The sequence below is a fragment of the Alcanivorax sp. 1008 genome (assembly GCF_020667895.1).
GTDB lineage: Bacteria > Pseudomonadota > Gammaproteobacteria > Pseudomonadales > Alcanivoracaceae > PGZG01.
Map to the genome: position 1 here is coordinate 24,155 of NZ_JAFMPS010000005.1, position 17,385 is coordinate 41,539.

General features: G+C 52.8%; 18 protein-coding genes. 10 read left to right on the forward strand and 8 right to left on the reverse strand.

Annotation, left to right across the window (positions count from 1 at the left end):
- The 7 genes from J1C54_RS07795 (at position 1) to J1C54_RS07825 (ending at position 5,716) form a co-directional block, all read left to right on the forward strand.
- Positions 1–1,065, forward strand: coding sequence for a type II secretion system F family protein (locus tag J1C54_RS07795; RefSeq protein WP_229146231.1), 1,065 nt, complete (start codon positions 1–3; stop codon positions 1,063–1,065).
- A gap of 4 nt (positions 1,066–1,069) precedes the next feature.
- Positions 1,070–1,606, forward strand: a complete 537-nt coding sequence (locus J1C54_RS07800) for a prepilin-type N-terminal cleavage/methylation domain-containing protein (protein ID WP_229146232.1) — start codon at positions 1,070–1,072, stop codon at positions 1,604–1,606.
- A 28-nt stretch (positions 1,607–1,634) separates the two neighbouring features.
- On the forward strand, positions 1,635–2,246 hold the full coding sequence (locus J1C54_RS07805; RefSeq protein ID WP_229146233.1) for a type 4 pilus major pilin: 612 nt from the start codon (positions 1,635–1,637) through the stop codon (positions 2,244–2,246).
- A 447-nt stretch (positions 2,247–2,693) separates the two neighbouring features.
- Positions 2,694–3,449, forward strand: coding sequence for a hypothetical protein (locus tag J1C54_RS07810; protein WP_229146234.1), 756 nt, complete (start codon positions 2,694–2,696; stop codon positions 3,447–3,449).
- Positions 3,446–4,204, forward strand: a complete 759-nt coding sequence (locus J1C54_RS07815) for a lytic transglycosylase domain-containing protein (protein ID WP_229146235.1) — start codon at positions 3,446–3,448, stop codon at positions 4,202–4,204. The genes J1C54_RS07810 and J1C54_RS07815 overlap by 4 nt, the downstream gene beginning before the upstream one ends.
- A 79-nt stretch (positions 4,205–4,283) precedes the next feature.
- The gene (parM, locus tag J1C54_RS07820) at positions 4,284–5,312 is read left to right on the forward strand and encodes a ParM/StbA family protein (protein WP_229146236.1); all 1,029 of its coding nucleotides are present in this window, start codon (positions 4,284–4,286) and stop codon (positions 5,310–5,312) included.
- A gap of 11 nt (positions 5,313–5,323) precedes the next feature.
- Positions 5,324–5,716 carry a hypothetical protein gene (locus tag J1C54_RS07825; protein ID WP_229146237.1) on the forward strand — a complete coding sequence of 131 codons (393 nt, stop codon included), beginning with the start codon at positions 5,324–5,326 and terminating at the stop codon, positions 5,714–5,716.
- 7 nt (positions 5,717–5,723) lie between these two features.
- Here J1C54_RS07825 and J1C54_RS07830 read toward each other — a convergent pair whose 3' ends face one another.
- Positions 5,724–6,176: a hypothetical protein gene (locus J1C54_RS07830; RefSeq protein ID WP_229146238.1), complete on the reverse strand. Its 453-nt coding sequence runs from the start codon at positions 6,174–6,176 to the stop codon at positions 5,724–5,726.
- Positions 6,173–6,637, reverse strand: a complete 465-nt coding sequence (locus tag J1C54_RS07835) for a hypothetical protein (protein ID WP_229146239.1) — start codon at positions 6,635–6,637, stop codon at positions 6,173–6,175. Before J1C54_RS07835 ends, J1C54_RS07830 begins: the two co-directional genes overlap by 4 nt.
- 76 nt (positions 6,638–6,713) lie before the next feature.
- Between J1C54_RS07835 and J1C54_RS07840 the strand changes: the two genes are divergently transcribed.
- On the forward strand, positions 6,714–8,954 hold the full coding sequence (locus J1C54_RS07840; protein WP_229146240.1) for a DotA/TraY family protein: 2,241 nt from the start codon (positions 6,714–6,716) through the stop codon (positions 8,952–8,954).
- A 45-nt stretch (positions 8,955–8,999) separates the two neighbouring features.
- Here the strand turns inward: J1C54_RS07840 and J1C54_RS07845 are convergent, their stop codons facing one another.
- Positions 9,000–9,236 carry a hypothetical protein gene (locus J1C54_RS07845; RefSeq protein WP_229146241.1) on the reverse strand — a complete coding sequence of 79 codons (237 nt, stop codon included), beginning with the start codon at positions 9,234–9,236 and terminating at the stop codon, positions 9,000–9,002.
- 271 nt (positions 9,237–9,507) lie between these two features.
- On the opposite strand from J1C54_RS07845, the gene J1C54_RS07850 reads away from it, so the two are divergent.
- Entirely contained in the window at positions 9,508–10,032 is a 525-nt protein-coding gene (locus J1C54_RS07850; protein WP_229146242.1) for a hypothetical protein, read from the forward strand.
- On the opposite strand, the gene J1C54_RS07855 is transcribed toward J1C54_RS07850, so the two are convergent.
- On the reverse strand, positions 10,019–11,095 hold the full coding sequence (locus J1C54_RS07855; RefSeq protein WP_229146243.1) for a hypothetical protein: 1,077 nt from the start codon (positions 11,093–11,095) through the stop codon (positions 10,019–10,021). The two genes, J1C54_RS07850 and J1C54_RS07855, sit on opposite strands and share 14 nt — an antisense overlap.
- A gap of 71 nt (positions 11,096–11,166) precedes the next feature.
- Between J1C54_RS07855 and J1C54_RS07860 the strand changes: the two genes are divergently transcribed.
- Complete coding sequence (locus tag J1C54_RS07860) at positions 11,167–12,441, forward strand: hypothetical protein (protein ID WP_229146244.1); 1,275 nt, start codon at positions 11,167–11,169, stop codon at positions 12,439–12,441.
- Here J1C54_RS07860 and J1C54_RS07865 read toward each other — a convergent pair.
- The 4 genes from J1C54_RS07865 to J1C54_RS07880 all read right to left on the reverse strand — a co-directional run bounded on the left by J1C54_RS07865 (position 12,428) and on the right by J1C54_RS07880 (position 17,382).
- A complete protein-coding gene (locus tag J1C54_RS07865; protein WP_229146245.1) occupies positions 12,428–14,161 on the reverse strand; it encodes a hypothetical protein in 1,734 nt (577 codons plus the stop codon). The genes J1C54_RS07860 and J1C54_RS07865 overlap by 14 nt on opposite strands.
- A gap of 233 nt (positions 14,162–14,394) precedes the next feature.
- On the reverse strand, positions 14,395–15,564 hold the full coding sequence (locus tag J1C54_RS07870; protein ID WP_229146246.1) for a hypothetical protein: 1,170 nt from the start codon (positions 15,562–15,564) through the stop codon (positions 14,395–14,397).
- Positions 15,557–16,066, reverse strand: coding sequence for a hypothetical protein (locus tag J1C54_RS07875; RefSeq protein WP_229146247.1), 510 nt, complete (start codon positions 16,064–16,066; stop codon positions 15,557–15,559). Before J1C54_RS07875 ends, J1C54_RS07870 begins: the two co-directional genes overlap by 8 nt.
- 125 nt (positions 16,067–16,191) lie before the next feature.
- On the reverse strand, positions 16,192–17,382 hold the full coding sequence (locus J1C54_RS07880; RefSeq protein ID WP_229146248.1) for a hypothetical protein: 1,191 nt from the start codon (positions 17,380–17,382) through the stop codon (positions 16,192–16,194).
- Positions 17,383–17,385: the final 3 nt, after the last annotated feature.

Below are 17,385 nucleotides of genomic sequence, written 5' to 3' on the forward strand. Positions count from 1 at the left end.
ATGGTTGATACTGCGGACATCGAAAGAAAGTGGCTAAGAATAAGTGCGTTTGGGGCGGATGCTAGAAGGGGAGTGTACCGCAAGATCGTGATGTTCATGGAAGAAAACCAGGCGCCAATCGAGGCCATTAGGGTCATGAGAGCGCAAGCGCAAAGACGTAACGCGCCCATAGGCAAAATTCTCGCCAGTGTTGAAAAGTCTATTAAGGATGGCAAATCGCTATCTGGCGCATTTGCGCCTTGGGTGCCAGCAAACGAGCTTGTGTTTATGGCGGTTGGGGAAACGGCAGATACGCTCGCGGTCTCCCTAAGGCTGGCAGATGAGATGATGACTCAGAATAGGGCCTTAAAAAGAGAAATTATTGATGCCATTAGCGGCCCACTTTTCCAGATCGGCGTAGCAGCGTTATTGGTAATTGCATTTAGTCTTGGCCTGGCGCCAAAAATGAAGCCAATGATGGACAAAGTTGACGTCCCCCCTGATGTGACAGTCGCGTTTTTTGGATTCGCGGACGCAGTCCAAGTCTCTTGGCCATTTGTCCTTCTCGGGATGATTGCAGTAATTGTTGGGATATACGTCGCTCTGCCGAATTGGAGCGGACCTGTGCGTACGAGAATAGATGGATATATCGCGCCATTCTCAACGTATCGCTGGGTGCAAGGATCGATGTTCCTGATATCTCTGGGGGCGATGATGAAAGCGGGAGTCGCTCCACGTGAGTCGATTTTGCAGTTAATGGGAGTTTCAACAAGATGGTTCCAGTATCACGCAAGAAGGATGCTTGGCAAGATCGCCGCTGGCAACTCTGTAGCGGATGCGATGGCCGATGGTTTGCTTCCTCGTGCTATCGCTGAAGACGTCGTCGACTTCGGTGCGCTTTCCGGATTCGAGCGCGCCATTGACGCTATTGGACGCGAATCCGTCGCTGACGTGAGAGTCGAGCTCGCATCGCTAGGTAAAAAAGTTGGCATAGCAGCAAAGATGGTTATCTTCGGATTTGTTTTATGGGCTCTGGCCGCTTTTGGGCAGTTGATTATGGCGATTCAGGCTTCCCTGGGGGTATGAGCAGATGAACAATCGTAGCGAGGGTTTTACGCTGCTCGAGGTGTTGCTCGTTGTCGCATTGCTCGCGATTGGTCTGCAATTCGCATTCGGTTTATATCAAACCGCTGCAGATGACTGGTCCGCTGATGAAGCCGCAGCCCTTGCGTCCGAGATAGATCAGCGTGCAAGAGCCTATTACACATTCAAGGACGATTACGCGACCCCGCCGATAACAACGGCGCTGGTAATCAACGAGGGTCTTGCGCCGGAGCAATATGTGGACCGCGCAGGTCCCACAGTCGTATTGCCTTGGGGCTCAAACCTTACGGTGGAAGTTAATGGAACGGATTACCGGCAAGTAATTCCAGTGCCGGTCGAGTTGTGCGTGAGATTGATATCAAAGGTTGCCAATCGATTCTGGAGAATCGAGGTGACCGATAACGGCGGCGGTGGAGCTGTCGACGTAAAGAACGTTCGAACTCCAACGGATTACGATCCTGCTGTCGCTATTGCAGCGTGCAATCAGGATCAGATCCCGTTGGTGCGTTTGTACGGTAACTAGCACTACTAACCCAAGCAGGAGAAACAAAATGATGAAGAGTAAAATGAACAAGGGCCAAGCGGGATTCACGTTGATCGAGATCCTGCTGGTGATGGCAGTTGTCGTAGTTATCATTGCCGGTGCGTTCGCGGTCTATACCCAGCTAACCTCGAGTGGAACGGCGCAAGCTGAATCGACTGCCCTTGCGGCCACGCAGGCCAAAATTCGCGAAGTCTACGGCACCAACGCTCGCCGCTACACGGGTTTGGGCGAAGCTGACGTCGCGGCAGGTCGCATGGCACCAGCATCCATGCTCAGCGATACTGACGCTGACGGGGTTCCGGATGCGCTCGTAAGCGGCTTTGGTGCCTTAATTACTATCGCGCCAGTTAACGTTAACGGTGCAAACGATGGTTTTTCGATCACCTACACCGACGTTCCCTCACAGGAATGCGTTGATCTCGTTCCACGTCTCGCAACCCAATTCAAGTACATCCAGGTGGCAGCTGGTGGCGGTCTGGCCGCATTTGCTGCTGCTACAGCCGTTGGCGGTGGCGGCGTTGCACGAAATGCATTTTCCGGCGGCGACCTTGACCGTGGTTACATGATCGCGCAATGCAATTCTGCGGCCACTGTTGATCTGTTGCTGGCTACAAACTGAGGTATGAGCATGTCGCCGCGACAAAATGGGTATGTACTTGTTAGTGCAATGCTGGCGCTTACGCTGGTAAGTGTAGGTATGGTGTTTGTGCTAGGTCAGCGTCTTGAGTCGCAGATCAGGGACGAATCCCAGGCTCGAGGCCGGTATCTTGCTCATTACAATAGCGGAGTCAGAGCTTTTATATCAGACCTTGGTGCGCAGTCAGTCGTTTCGTCTGGCTGTGCCGGGGCGCCATGCATTATTGCTGGAACGTTGTGGCTGAAGGACTCAGACGACTGTCCGGACGCCACTGCGGCAGGCGTGGTGAGTGTTGAGCCATATCTCGAATGCTCATTCCCTGACACCTACGCTGGAATTCAACCAAGAACTGCTATCTTCGATACTGGCACTGCAATACACGCAGTTACGTACATGGGTACATTCCAGGGAGCTCAAGAAGAGGTCCGAATGGATCTGGCCCAGCTTGCTGCATTGGCTGCGGTATCAGAGCAGCCGAGCGTTGGTATGAGCACCGTGACGGGCGCGGGCACACCTATCGGCACCCCGCTGGCAGGGACGGCGTTCTTCCAATATTACGTCTACGAGGACGGTCTCTCGGTATGGGGCTACGCGGCAGGGCAGGCGGCTCCCCCGGCTGATGGAGAGCTTATAGCTGAGGCAAATACAGCGCCAAGCCTGGATGCATGGCTAAGAACGGACGGCTCGAATGCCATGCAGGCCGACCTCGACATGAACGGAAATGACATACTTAATGCTGGCACGGTCAATATGATTGATGGTGTCGTCGAGTCAGTCGGATCAAACCTGTCTGAGGCGATTTATTTCGGCGGACTTTTCCGGCACGGCTCATTTTTAGAAAAGCCAATGTGCGATCGAGACCCGGCGAACAACCCGGGAGGGGAGGGCACCCCCCAGGCGTTCGTCACCACGTCAGGCGTTGTGTATCAAACTGATTCTACGCAAGGCGGCGAGGCCCTCCATGGTTTTCTCGCATACGCCGTTGACTGCACGGGAAATAGTGTTGCCGGGCTAGACAACGATCAAGACCGTTGCGGCACGACCCCGGGACCAGCAGATCAATACTGGCAGATTAAGGCGTTCGCTCTTACAGCGGGCGGTGCGCCTCAGCCACTGGAAGATCCTGCTGGGCAGCCGGACCATATTGGTGCCTTCCCCACATTTACCCGGTGTTACTGGCCATGATTAAGAGAATGGTGCGGGCTGTGACCATGGCGACACTCATGGTCCTCGCTGCATCTTCGTATGCTGGGAGCTGCTACAGAGACGCTGCTGATGCGTCTCGCGTCGATGAGCTGGTTTTGAAGGCGGTGATAGAGAGTCTTTACGAAGGAGCATCATCGAGAAAAATGCTCATCGAAACCGCCATCGAGCGAAGCGCTAAGCACAATGTTAATCCTGCCGTAGTGCTTGCTGTTATTCACGCGGAGTCTGCGTTTGATGTTAATGCGTTATCTAGCAAGGGCGCCCAGGGATTAATGCAGATAATGCCGGCCACTGCAAAATGGCTAGGCCTGGTCAGCCCTTTCGATCCCGAGGCCAACATTGATGCCGGGGTAAGGTATCTAGCCTATCTCCAGAGAAAGTTCGATCGTCTTGAGCTGGTTTTAGCTGCCTACAATGCTGGCGAAGGAACGGTGAGACGAAATAAAGGCGTCCCGCCATACAAGGAAACTCAGGAATACGTTCGCAAAGTAAATATGTTGAAGAACCACTATCAGGGTGTTGTAGAGAGATCTAAGGCGTCGAGTAATTCGGCGCGCTGCAGAAGCGCATCCGGGATCGCGGCAGCGCTGGCCTCCGAGCTGAAAGCACGCGGAAGCACATGGGAAGCAGTGGGAGCAATCTTTAGTGAGAACCCCGATGCGCAGCGCAGGTTCAGGAAAAGAGTCTATCAAAATTGGAAGACTGAACTTGCTGGGCTTGGCTCTCAGCCCTAATTGGCTGCTTGAAAGTAAAAAAATCTACTAGCGCGTTGCAATTGGTAGCGCGCGGCATGGCTAGGTATTTGGAGGTGTTATGAATTGGGCCCAAGAAGCGACCGTTGTAGGACTTGATGATGGCTACAACAATATTAAAGTAGTGACCGCTGACGGTTTTAAGATCAGCGTGCCAAGCCGTGCAAAGGTTGGAGCCAGCACTCGCGTAGCGCTGGATGGAGCCGGGGATGAGACGGGTGTATTCGAATACGAAACGGAAGGGACGAGGTACAGCGCCGGCGATGTCCAGGGTGATGACACAACCTTTGATCAATACGCCCATAGCCCCCTCAATCGCGTCCTTGTGCATCATGCGCTAAGGGTGGCGCGCGCACAGGGCGGAATAGATGGAGGCAAGGTAGCCATTGTCTCTGGCATCCCAGTAAGGGAGTATTTTACTGGAGCGTCAAGCAACCCTAAAAACGAGATGTTTATTAAAAAGAAGCAAGATAATCTGGCCATTCCCGTTGAGGCCATTGGTGCGGACTCAATAGAAATAATGCAGAACCTCGTTACTGCTCAAGGCTTTGCCGCCTGGTTTGATTGGGTTATTGAAGTAACCGGTGACGAGGTGCTTCTCAACCCGGAAAAGCGCCGTGAAAGCGTGGCGATAGTTGACATCGGCGGTCGAACAACCGATTTTGCCGTGATTTCGAATGGGACGGTGGACACATCGGCGAGCGGTAGTATTAATTGCGGCATGCTGATGATGAGAGATTATTTGCGTAACGAGATCAAGGTCAGCCTGAATCTGCCAGCAGCACCAAGTGACGTAAGGATCGACGAGGCAATCAAGACCGGCCGTATAAAAGTGCATCACGTTCATCACGATGTCGCGCAGATTCTTAAGGACGCAGAAAATATGCTGGTCTCAAGAATAAGGACTGAGACGAAAGTAAAGCTGGGTTCGGGCCAGGAGCTTGACCGCGTAATATTTATTGGCGGTGGGGCCAAGGCTCTCGATGAGAAGGGGCTCCTTAAGGAGTGGTTCGTTCACCAGGAGCTCTCGGTGGACCCCTTGTTTGCCAACGCTTCCGGGATGATGAAGTACGGCCGTTTCGTGGCGTGAGCGAGTTATCCATGAAAAAAAGAACGGTCACGCTAAGGCCGCGGGTGACGGGCACGCGCCGCGCTACGGCGGACGATATCGCAGCGGCGATTATCGCAATAAAGGACGGTGGCTGGTTTGATGGTGAAGAAGCCAGGCAAAACATCGTTTTCGACTGCTATAATCCAACGCATGCAGCAGCCCTGGAGGTTCTCGGGCAATTTATCCCCAGAAAGCGAGCAGAAGTGTTGCGTGCAGCGATGATGTTCGCTGCCTCTGGCGGTGAGGCCCGGGTGGTGACAGCGCCAGTTGCTGAGATAGAGGCAGAAACCGCTGAAAAGGCGCCCGAAGGTGAGGTCGGTCGAGAGGAAGATAAAAAAATAAAGGTAGATCCGAGCCTAAAAAGTCTTCGCGGAATGTTATGACAGGGTGCTACTGCACCACCCTGTCATAAAGTCCTTTCCAGTCCGTATCATTTCCGATTGAGCCATCGCCGCTTTTCCCGCCAAACGGAAGGTACTTGTCGTCAAAGGTTTCACGAACCATGTTGTTCATTGCCCTGTCGGTTTCACGGACCGAGTCATTGGCTTCACCGATTCGTTCATTAATTGGATCTCTGACTACGCTAACGGCAGACTCAACCGCTCCGCAAACCCCCTTCTCAATGAAGTCTTTTAGCGCCCCGAGCAGATCGATCCCACCGAGGAATTCAAGATTAATAAGGCCGCCAATGCCGCACTTCGAAAGCAGGGACTGGGGCTTGTCCATTTGGTAGCTCTTGGCAACCTGGCTGGCATATTCATACGATGAAACCCCGCAGGTTGCCATGCTAATCGATGGCATCGTGAGGAGTGCCGTGAGCGCAAATACTAGCTTGTAGTTCATTCTGCCGCCTCTGATGTTGTGTTGGCGAGGGCCCTGAACAAGGCCTCAAAATTCTGATCTGAGAACACCTGGGTAAGAATATCGTGGCGGGCCAGACTGTTTAGTCGACTCATCACGGTGACCTTCCAGGTGTGCTGATTAGAGTCGTTTGGGAAGTGTCGCTCTGAGACGCTGGTAATAAAGTCGGGGTGATATCGAGTCAGAACCTGAATAAAGAGAAGGCAGCGCTCAAGGCTCATATAGGCAAGCACCCCCAGCGTGTCATCCAGCCGCTGTACATACTTCGCCGTATTGCCTTCGGGGTCCTTTTCTAGCGCCGTTGCGATCCGAAATATCCGACCAGACACTTGAGGATCGGAGTCCATGACCCAGCTTTCACTCATGCTGAGTCTGATCAGGGCATCTTTTGCTGGCTCCGGAAGGCGGGCCAGAAAGGCTTGGACATGCTTCTGTGCGATCATAGTCAGGCTGCAGAAAATCCTATATTATGGGTATCATACGGAAGAACCTACATTGTTTCCAGACCTGGTGGCCGCCATGATCCGCATTCTGACAATCACTGCCGTGCTCTTTCTGCAGCTCCTATCAGCAGCCTCGGCGAATACATCCCGGGAGGCCTACCAGATTGCAACGCCCGATAATATCCAGGCTGTAGAGCAGGCTCTTGATGACAACCTCCGAATCGCCCCGGAGGACTTTTTCGATGGCCCTGCTGCCGATGATTTGAGCTATCAGATGCTTTACCAGCTGTTCGGCACCCCGGTGCAGAGCGTTAGAGATGCATTTTTCGGCGGTAGTGGGTTCAACTCAGCAGCTATTGATCAATACCAGGGCGGCACAACCCTGCTAACCAACCTGGCGAAGATCATGATTGCGGTCTCAATGATCGTGGGCATGATCCTTTTGACGTATATCATCATTATTGGCTTGCTTAAAACCAGCCAAACCGGTCAGTTTCTTGGCAACTGGGATTCGGTCATGCTTCCAATGAGGGCAACGTTGGGTTTTGGCCTCAACTTGCCAATGCCTGCCTTCGGTGGTTTGAATGTCGCCCAGGTTGCAACTCTTGGGGTCGCGTTGCTTGGGATCGGCATGGGTGGAGCTGTCTATAAATATGTCCTGAATTCGTATACCTCTACCCCAATCACGATGACCCAGGGCGGTTCGAATACGGAAGATCTCGTCGGTAAGCTAATCCTCTCGAAAGTGTGCGAGAGGTTTCTTGTTAAGTCTGGCTTGGCGGATGAGGCAGGCGGGGCATACGAGCAGTTTTCAATGCCGGGATCCGCGAACAAGTACCTACTTGTCGGGTTGGATGGTGCCTGTGGGCAGATGGCGGTGGCGGGAGATATAGGCTCTGCACAGCAATCCTCAATAAACAGCGTTGGCGCTAAGAATGTCATCACTGCCGCAGACATCGCCAAGATTAAAATACAAAGAGATATAGGAAACAAAGTTATAAGCACTCTGTCGGGATCCGCCATAAGATCTATCGCTGACGATATCGTTTCTGGAAACATCACAGAGGCGACACATAGAGCAAGAAGGGACGCGATTCTTGGGCTTACTGCAGACATTCAAAGCGCCGTAACAGCTGGGTTGCCAGCTTGGTCAAACGAGCAGCGCAGAGAGGGCCTGGAAAAGCTGAACCGCTTGGGGTGGGTCGGTTTTGGATCTATCTACTGGACCCTAAACGCGGAGCAGAACAAGATCCATGACGCTGTAGTAAGCGCGATCCCCAAGATCACGACTCCGGGCGAGGGCGTTAGCGGATACGAGGCTGGGTGGCTAAGTAACGACGCGGTCATGACTGAGTTCACTGCGGTGATGGCGCGCGCTGACAAATTTAACAAAATTGCCGCGACCATGGCTGACGCGATGAGTCAGCTGCAAACAAGGAATGACTCAGAAAGCGTTTTGGGGAGGATCGCTAATGTCTGGAACTCAATCACAAATGGCGCGACAAGAATCACCTACAATCTAGGAAGTGGGGCGCTAAAGACAGGCACATACGGGCTGTCCCCTGGCGCCTCGGCGGGAAACTATGATCCGATGCTCGAGCTCAGAACGATGGGCAACACGATTCTCACTATTGGCACAGGGCTGGTAGCAGCTGACTTCGTATCCAAGTTTATGGGCGATGACGAGGGCTCCGATAAGGTAAGGGGTAAAGGCGGTGCTGCAATAAGCTGGGCCACCGGGCTGGTCGCCACGTTTTCAATGATGTTGCTGGCGATTGGGGTTCTGTTGGCGTACGGCATTCCTTTGATGCCATATATCTTATGGACTATCGCCATGGTCGGGTATTTAACCTATGTAGCCCAATCGGTTGTTGTCGCGCCACTGTGGTCGATTATGCACATGACGCCAGATGGCGGTGATGTAACGGGCAAAGGAGGAAGTGGCTATCCCATCCTAATGAACCTGGCGCTGCGCCCGGTCTTGATGGTGACGGGCATGGTGATGGGTATCGCGATATTCAGAGTGAGCGGCTGGCTTGTTAATGAAACCCTCCTTGAGACGCTGATATCAACCCGGGAGGGATCGTTTGGGCTTCCCCTTACTCCAATCGTAGGAATGGTCGTCTACACACTGCTAATGGTGGTCGTGGCATATATGAGCTTCTCTCTATCATACGAGCTGCCCCGCGCAGCCCTGCGATGGGTGGGTGTAGATGACACGATGGATCTTGGTGAGAGAGAGGGGCAGTCACAAACGCTCGCCTTCTTTGCTACGTCTGGGCGAAACCTTGGAGGGTTCAAGGCAGCGGGAAAATAAAAAAAGGGGCCTTAGGCCCCTTTTTTATATTAAGTGTGACGTCGATTAATTGCCCGTGGGCCGCAACTCAACACCTTTTGCGTTGATCAAAGTAAGGTCGTACAGACGGTATAAATCGGGAATATGCTTTAGCGCCCGCATCGCGGCCACCGCGCTTTGCACATGATCATTTGTTAGAGATTGCACCCATGCGTGCTCGCTACCGGAGAAGGTAACCTTGCGACGTTCGTTTGATGTGTTTCGGTAATCGATGATGAGAGTCTGGTGAATTTCCCGAGTCATTATCCGCCCCTTGGTTTTAATAGATCCCTGATAGTGTCGACAAGCGTGATTTCATTTTGACAGCATACGCTATTGTCCTTACGACGCGGCCAATAATAGCAACATAGTCCTAAAAGTCGATAGGGGAAAAGAGAAATATGACGATTCTAAGAAGGGGCGTCCGCGGGGCCCGAAAGCCTGGCGGCATGATGCCAGGTGGGAAATTAGCATATAGACAATTGGGCATATATTCAGGATCATATAAATGATACGTGATAAATAGTAGGTAAACATGAAGAATATTCACAGGGTTTTTTCTTCTATTGTCTTGCTTGTGGTGGGGCCATTGGCTTTCGCGGCATCCGACGAAGAATGGCAGTGTCCGCTTGAGGGTGCGCAAGAGATGGAGGTAGAGCTCAGGGTCGAGCAGGCTCAGACCGGATTTTTGGTGTCGGCCCTAGAGGCGGCCGATGCTAATGGTGATGGCCTGATAACCAGGCGCGAAGCTGGGTCTGTCAGGGGGGTAATTGCTGACTTTGATGATATTGACGTCAATCGCGATGATCAGGTGACCGTTCAAGAGGTTGCGGACTGGCTCAGATCGAGGCTAACCCTGCAGGCGCGAGTCATGATGAGAATGGGAGATGCAAACAAGGACGGAGTTGTAACCAGAGAAGAAGCAAACAGGTATCCCCTTCTGAAGAAGAACTACGAACAACTGGCCGCCGGCGGGGACCAATTGACGGAAGACGAGATATTCTTGGCGCTTCTTGATGTTGCCAGGAAGGCAGATTTGGGTGTTGCTACGAAGGAATAGTAAGCGTGCCGCTTACAAAGGTGAGCGCTTTGTACCATGCGCTCTCCTCCTCATTTTCCCATGCCGCCGCCGGCATATAGAGGTCATGTTTTTGCAAGGCGGTTGAAACAAATGCGTTAACCTTGTCTTCAAACCCTGCAAGCGCTTCCTCGTAGGGCAGTGGGTAGTAAGACCCGCTCATCGAATGGTGAACAGTAACGCTGCTTGAGTCTGAGTAAGTAATGTTGTCCTGAACATGCTTGAGGCATGTCTTGAACAGGGGGATGTCCTCAATAAGGTCGGCGTATGAAGCTCGGCGTACGTCGGTGGGATAGGAGTCCCGCTCTTTCGAGCGATAAAGCCTTTGCCGGCCATTAATGTAGGAGGTCGCGCACGCAAGAAGGGTCCCGAAAAGTGTTCGTTGCTGGTGTTTGAGCCTGCTCTCCGTCGGGTATGTGTATTGCGAAAGAAAGAACCAGCCTGGATACGCATTTTCAAAAATCTCCGGGAAGGGGAACTGCCCGAATAAGACGTCGAAGGCGGCAAGGTTGATTGGCGCGTCGTTGTCAGAGCCCTGTCTATCGCTGCCCCGCGAGAAATCCATATCAGAAACCCCCGCTGCGGACCGAACAGACCGGATGGCCTCGTCTATCTGGAAGGCCATGCCTGCGTGTATGAGCAGGGCCAGAATATGTTGGTTATGTTCTCGTGCTAATGATACCGACATGGGCTTGGCAGCGTGAGGGCCCTGGCTGTGGCGAGCGGCGACATGCTCAAGAAACGCAGCAGAGAGAAGTCTCGAGTGATAAAAGCATAGTGACGTTGCCATCTCGAATGGTGACCCAAGGGATGTTTTCCCCCCCCAGCCGTCCTGCTCGCCGCCAAGGCGAGCTATGATTCTATTTAGCTCTGAAGCTGCATTCTGGGCAGCTGCCAGAGTGCGCTCGCAATCGACCTTGGCCGCTTGCTGATCGGCAAGAATGGATTCAAGCTCTGAGATCCGCCCAGAGAGCGCCTCGTTTGCTTCAGGCCCAACGTCCACGGAGCGAAGAAAGTCTTTTTCACCATCCAGAAATGTCGTCATAATCTCTGTGAAATATACTATGTACGTGAAATAATGACCCATAACGGGTGCCCGGGCAAGAAGGAAAGCAGATGGCCAGAATCAACCCTTGGGTTATACACAGAGCGATTGAGAGCCTTGTGCCGGATGTCGACTTTAGGCAGGCCGCGCGAGATGCTGGTGCGAGGGTGGCAGAGGATCTCCGGGTTGCTAAACACAACAAATTGGTTGACCAGCGAAACAAGCTGGCCAACAAGGCGTGGGATCTCGCCGTTGAAGCCCAGGAAGAGGCGAACCGCGGTCATGCGTTGCAACGAGAGGCGACAAAGATATTGTCCGCCACGAAAGCGGGCTTGTCTCGCGTTGCGCCCTTAATCGAGTCAAGAAAAAATGAGGCGCTTGATCTCTACGCTACAGCAGATATGGATGCCGGATCCGAAGGTACAACGCGAAAATCGAAGCGTGGCGGTCATCTGGCATTCGACTCCCTGTTCCATGTAATTCGAAGAACGTTGCCGAGAGGCCTCCCGCAGTTTGATGGTATTGAGCTAGTCGGCTATGACAATAGTTACTTAGGCTGGAGCCGGGCATCAATTTTGTGGATGTGGGCTATGGCCCCTTCCATTCATAGGGCGACGCTGCATCCAGTGATGGCGGCAAGAATGGCCCCGGTTATGGCAGCGCTCCTGGATATGGAGAGGGAGAGCGGGAATTACAGGAAAGAAATTGCCTATATGTCTTCGGCAATGACCCACTACGCAATCGGCCCTGCATCAAAGCATCGCGAGGATTGGAATGTGGCCAGATGTTTCTTTGAGATGGCAAAGAATGCTCAATATGAAACAGACGAATCTGTTATTCCATCAGGCTGGGTGCAGCCTGGTTTGGTCAACGAGGATCCGCTGATCTATTTGACGGCAATGATAAATACCACTGCCGACGCAGAACCACTTTTCTTCGAAAAAGAAACGGCTATAAATGCCCGCAAAGCGCTTAGTGTTGCCGGGGAGCGCGCGCATGGCAAGTGTGCCATGACAAGTGTTTATGAAGTGAAGGTGGACGAGCTAAAGCAGTATGAAAATGGTGTCAGCGTGTGGCAGATTGGCAATATACGCAACTCGGGAGCCATCGCCAGGCTGCCGTTATTATATCGCGACCAGGATCCATTGCCGGCAGAGCACGTGCCTCTGAGGAGGTCAATTGTAGGAGGCATGCATGGCGAGGTAATGATGCTTGCCGGGCGCTGGCCGGACGGATCAAGGGATGCCAATGACAAATCTCAGAAGACGGTCTATGAGATGTGGCTAAAGGAAAATGACGTATCCGAGGAGCTAAAGGCTGATAGTTTGCTGCTTAAACAAACGTAGGCTCAGACCTGTTCTCATTCAGAAGATTAATAAGAGCTTTAGCAATCAGTTTTGTAGTGCTTGAATTATGAAGAATGCGCATCTTTGAAAGCCGAGCTTCATGGTCAATCCCCGCTGACTCCGCCACACCCATCAAACTTTCAAGAGTCACCTCTAGTCCATCGTCTATTATCGAACTCACGCTCCTCGCGATACGCAACAGGAATCGATCATCAGCGTTCATGACATTTAACAAGTTCTCGAGTCCATCCGCCCGTGTTTTGAAAGGGCGTTCAAGCGAATTCGTCCCGGCAATCTTGGCACGATAGAGCCCTTGAAAATTAGGGGCGTACCGATTGGGGTGAGTTGGGTTAGGAATGAGAGTGATGCAAATATCTGAAAGGTCAGGGTCCAAACCGCAAATATCGGAGTAGAAATAGTGGCGTACAATAGATTCTAGTAGCTTATTGTTGGAGCTGTGCGCTAGAGCGCCAGCCAGGCCGGAATCAAATTGGGTTTCGCCAAGGTCTTCAAGCATCTCGATCCAGGCGGGGATGGATACGGGAATCTCGAATGCCGGCGCTCCAGATGCCGCTGGGATGCCAACCCGTTCAACTAATGTCACTAGAGAGGGGCTACCGGCAACATCGAGAACTTTTGCAAAGCACTGTTGATCAGTTTGCAGTATCAACGAGGCGATTTGGTGGCCTGCGTAAATCTGCCAGGTCTCTAAGACGGCGGCTTGGTTGGAGGGCTCGAGCGGTGAAACCCGCGCGCAAAACTCACCAGATGAGTCTGGGATGAGCTCGCCAGAATCTGTGATCGTCGCAATAAACGTTGTCTCAGGTGCGTAGTCATCGTTGGCAACGACCTTCAGGGGGCGATCTGATAAATTGCGGAAAACGTATGGTGCGCGGTGTTTTTGTCTACTTGCTTCTGACGAACGGCGTAGTCCCCCTGTAAAAACCATTTTCTCCAAAGAGCGCTCAGCAGGATCGGCGAGCATATTAACTATAATAGGAGGCAGCTCGTCGAAGTAGGCGCCTCTGCGCGGCCCTAACCCTGAAGGGAAACGTGGAGAAAGCGCCATTGAGTACAATGGGCCGGCCCGATATAGCGTGCCAAGAGGCATATCAAAGAAGTGGAGGTCTACTTTTTCATCATAATGAAGAAGGCCACTCTGAATGGCGTCAGGGTGGGACTGCGCAATGCGATCGAGCTTCCCAAGGGCTGCCCCGCCTATAGCTCGGCATTTGCTGGATGCAAGCCCTAGCATCTCATGCGGAGTGCTGTCTGGCCCGTGACTAACGGTAGCGGAAAAAATAAACGCCGCGTCAGATAGTTTGTGTGCCGGTGCGCTATCACGGCCATCTTTTCGCCAGGGGCTAGAGTGAGCCAAGCATAGAGCGGCTGGAGATAGCAGGCGTGTTTCAAAACTCCCGAGATCGTCACGAGATGGCAAAGTCATGGCGTGATCCCACATCCAGCCAGAGCCTCGGTTAAGCAAGAACTGAACCCCACCGACATCTCTTATGTGGCTATCCTTTGATCCGCCTGGGGAGTGGGCAACGATAATGGAAAATTGCTGTTCCTCTGGTTCACTAAAGAAAAAGTTCTGAGGAAAGTTAGGGTGCCAAAGTAGAAAGGCGGACTTTCCGCAAAATACTGAAGTAGGCCAGAGGTAGCGCACAATTCGGGCCGCATGAGAGGCGACTGCAGATTTAACGGCGCCGGGTGACATCGAGGCGTCCACGTAGATGCCTGGAGCAATACTCCGAAGAAGCGCTGGGAATGTCTTTCCGTGGCGAGAAAAAGGTTGTGAGAGCCTGTGTAGAATGTATTTAGAGGGGAGAGATGTTTCCTCCGAAGAAAAACCCGGGGTTCGACTGGGCAAAAAATAAAGCCCATCAAGGCAAGGAATGCCGGCAAGCGATCTACCTGGTTCAATGCTGCCTATCATTGCTCACACTCTGATTATTGGGTAATAAGAAAAGCGGATCCATCAGCTACTGCTGACTCTCGAACAAGGCCCGATGCGGTGCAGTAATTCATTACACCGTTGAATGCCGGCTCAATACAGGGAATCGGAATGGCATGGCCTACGCCTTTTTCCCACTCATAATGAGAGCGTATCGCTGCGGTTTCGATGCTCGGTCTTTGGATGCCGCAGTCGCTAATGATATACCAGAGAGTGCGATTAAGGGGTTTGACCCAAAGAAAGATGTTGGGAGGAAGATTGCCATTATGCTTAGCCCTTAGAAACAAGGCATGGGTAAAGGTTGTCGAGAAGCCGTGCTTACTCAAAATGCTCGAAACCCGGCGGTCGGATGAGTGCTTATGCAGGACATCGTTTGCCATCTTGTCTGCAGCGGCGAGATCTCCCTGCTTTCCAAAAGCAAGGCCGAACGCTTTGATTAGTGATTCAGCGGTATCAAAATCGAGGCATGCCTGAGCCATCAGCACTGCCAAGACTCGCCGATAGTTAATATCCAGTGCTGAGAAGTTAGAAATGGGCCCGCCAAGCTGAGAGGTCAACGCTTCTCGGAGCCTTTCCGCATCTACTACGCCATCCCGAGGTTGCCAGCCAGGCACTTCATCATTATTCGGTGTAAATCCTGCATAAATCTTATTCTCGATAAGCCAGTGATCAGGCCTGGTCCGCCAGGCATATTTTCCCTTGGTGACGACGGAGTCCTTTTCTGGATGGATATGCGTGAACATTGCAACCTGGGGGTAGTAAGGTGCCTCCTGCTTTATTAGGGATTCAATATCATGTTTTCGAGAGGGGGCTAGGTTGGTTAGATTCCGCCAGGTGATGTAACCGCCAAGGCTGGCGATCAGCAAAAAGAGAAACCATCGGTCAATCTGCCAAAGGCGATTCTCAATCCTCGAAACAAGTTCGAATGGAATCGCCTTGGCGGGGGTGCTTTCCAGGTAGCTGCGAATTGCCTGAACATCTGCGCTTGCCTGGGCCGGCAGGGGCAATACATCAAGCACTATCACCTCTGCGTGCCGGATTGCCTTCCATGGGCCAATGACAACCTCAGGCTTGAACTTGATCAGGGCAAAGAACCCGAGAATGAAAATGATGCCACCAATCAATACATAGATTGGATCTGAGGCTGGCCCTTTTTTGTCACTCATGCGGTGTATCCTCTGCCATGGAAGGCATGCCTGTCGTCGATGAGACCGTCTTGCTGTGGGTTAAAGAGCGAGCACCTAAGATGCTCCGTTCGATGTCCTTGGCGGAAACGTACCATGGTATCCATAGGGCCCATGAGGCAACAAAGGATCGCACCCCGCCAAGCCTGGCATGCTCAATTTGCCAGGATCTGAATGCGAGCCCCCAAGCGCGCACAAATGCCCCGGTGCTGCTTAGCATAAAAACGATAGCGAATACTGGCAGCCCCATGACAGTCCCGAACCCGGAGATAAAGGCGTAGCCAGTAATCGCCAGAAAGCCCAGCGACATCAAATACAGCACAAGAGATGCTGTGGTGATGTGCGCATGGATCTTTTTAAGTCGGTCGGCGGTGATGCCCTGGCTGTCTATGGTGTCAAGGAATGCACGGTGAAGCGCTACGGTGTCTGTCTCCGGTATCGCCGGACCCTGATCAGGTGTAGATCCCTTCGCTTGCCGAAGCATTTCCTCGGTTTGCCGCATTGGCCCTTTGTTGTAAGCAATGCCTGAGGTGTACGCGCGGCGCAGTGCAGTCCCTACATAGAAGAAGGGGTTTGCAAACCGCCACGCACTTCTGGACTCGCGAGCCATCAGGGCTTGAACCGGTTAAGCATAGAAGAAATGATCTCATTGATTCTGGTGATGAGGTCGTCCAGCGCCTCCTTCATCAATTTCGTTTGTTTCGCCATTGGTGCTACCAACGGGCTCATCGGCTCCTTGTCATCGCTAAGAAACCTGGTGGAGAGCACTGCGTCGGCCTTGCCCATAGAGTCACCAATTGCCTCGATGTCCTCTCTGAGTGATGGATGGCGCTCGATGAGATCGGAAACAGCGTCCGCATTGGCCAGGAGGGGTTGCAGAGCAAGCAACGCCGTCTGCGCCTTTGTGCAAGCAGTAGAGGTCTCCCGCCGCATTCTTGATATGTTCTCATGGTTCTCAGCAGAATTTACCGTGTCTGGTTTTATCGGCCGGCCTTGCGCCCCCTCGCCTGCATCCTGGAAGTGCTGATAGTGGTCAGCAAGCTGAGTAACGGCGGCCCGGTAATCCCGAGCATGTTTCGATGCTTCCCGTATCTTGGCGTCAGCCGCTTTCAGCGGGTCAGGGGATTGCCGTGGTCTGGCATTGTTAAGCGCGCTGGCGGCAGCTTTGACCTTTTCGGCAGCGCCAGAGGCCAGCTGGCCAAGCCCCAGAGAGATCCCGCCGGCGCCCTGTGGCTCGCGGCGTTTCTCTGCAACGTCCTTAGCGTCGTGTTTCACAGCGCCAGCCTGTTGATCGGCCAGCTGCCGCCCTCTGGCTGCCATGGCTGGAGAGGATGATGAGTCATCCATCTCGATGTCACTGGATGGCTGAGGCGAGCCCTCGGGCTGTGCTTCTGTTTGTGGGGCGACCAGAGAGCTTGCATGATCAAATGTCGCAGGTTCGGCAGGCGGCTGGGGGCTTGCCAGCTCAGCCTCAGCGGATGCGCCATTTGCAATGTTTTTAAGGTCATCCAAGACCATAGGGAAGGTGTTAGGCTCGACCTTTGTATAAAGGTCCCCGGAATAGTCGCTTTCGGGTACTTCGGAATAAACAAGCGCTCTGTCCCCAGGCGCAATGCGCCAAATGCCAGATGGGATCTGGTGCATTTCGTCGTCGATCTCCCCGATAATTACGCCATCTGGCACGTGCATAATCAGGTGAGGAGAGTCAGCATCATTCGGCATCATGATAGAAACTGTGTCGCCACCCAGCTGGGTCACTATGTCGTGAATTTGCTCTTGCTTTAGCATAACGGCAGTCATAGA

Excerpts from the sequence above, each read along its gene's own strand:
- J1C54_RS07795 (WP_229146231.1), top strand. The coding sequence starts at position 1 with ATGGTTGATACTGCGGACATCGAAAGAAAGTGGCTAAGAATAAGTGCG.
- J1C54_RS07800 (WP_229146232.1), top strand. The coding sequence starts at position 1,070 with ATGAACAATCGTAGCGAGGGTTTTACGCTGCTCGAGGTGTTGCTCGTT.
- J1C54_RS07805 (WP_229146233.1), top strand. The coding sequence starts at position 1,635 with ATGATGAAGAGTAAAATGAACAAGGGCCAAGCGGGATTCACGTTGATC.
- J1C54_RS07810 (WP_229146234.1), top strand. The coding sequence starts at position 2,694 with ATGGATCTGGCCCAGCTTGCTGCATTGGCTGCGGTATCAGAGCAGCCG.
- J1C54_RS07815 (WP_229146235.1), top strand. The coding sequence starts at position 3,446 with ATGATTAAGAGAATGGTGCGGGCTGTGACCATGGCGACACTCATGGTC.
- parM (WP_229146236.1), top strand. The coding sequence starts at position 4,284 with ATGAATTGGGCCCAAGAAGCGACCGTTGTAGGACTTGATGATGGCTAC.
- J1C54_RS07825 (WP_229146237.1), top strand. The coding sequence starts at position 5,324 with ATGAAAAAAAGAACGGTCACGCTAAGGCCGCGGGTGACGGGCACGCGC.
- J1C54_RS07830 (WP_229146238.1), bottom strand. The coding sequence starts at position 6,176 with ATGAACTACAAGCTAGTATTTGCGCTCACGGCACTCCTCACGATGCCA.
- J1C54_RS07835 (WP_229146239.1), bottom strand. The coding sequence starts at position 6,637 with ATGATCGCACAGAAGCATGTCCAAGCCTTTCTGGCCCGCCTTCCGGAG.
- J1C54_RS07840 (WP_229146240.1), top strand. The coding sequence starts at position 6,714 with ATGATCCGCATTCTGACAATCACTGCCGTGCTCTTTCTGCAGCTCCTA.
- J1C54_RS07845 (WP_229146241.1), bottom strand. The coding sequence starts at position 9,236 with ATGACTCGGGAAATTCACCAGACTCTCATCATCGATTACCGAAACACA.
- J1C54_RS07850 (WP_229146242.1), top strand. The coding sequence starts at position 9,508 with ATGAAGAATATTCACAGGGTTTTTTCTTCTATTGTCTTGCTTGTGGTG.
- J1C54_RS07855 (WP_229146243.1), bottom strand. The coding sequence starts at position 11,095 with ATGACGACATTTCTGGATGGTGAAAAAGACTTTCTTCGCTCCGTGGAC.
- J1C54_RS07860 (WP_229146244.1), top strand. The coding sequence starts at position 11,167 with ATGGCCAGAATCAACCCTTGGGTTATACACAGAGCGATTGAGAGCCTT.
- J1C54_RS07865 (WP_229146245.1), bottom strand. The coding sequence starts at position 14,161 with ATGTCACCCGGCGCCGTTAAATCTGCAGTCGCCTCTCATGCGGCCCGA.
- J1C54_RS07870 (WP_229146246.1), bottom strand. The coding sequence starts at position 15,564 with ATGAGTGACAAAAAAGGGCCAGCCTCAGATCCAATCTATGTATTGATT.
- J1C54_RS07875 (WP_229146247.1), bottom strand. The coding sequence starts at position 16,066 with ATGCTTCGGCAAGCGAAGGGATCTACACCTGATCAGGGTCCGGCGATA.
- J1C54_RS07880 (WP_229146248.1), bottom strand. The coding sequence starts at position 17,382 with ATGACTGCCGTTATGCTAAAGCAAGAGCAAATTCACGACATAGTGACC.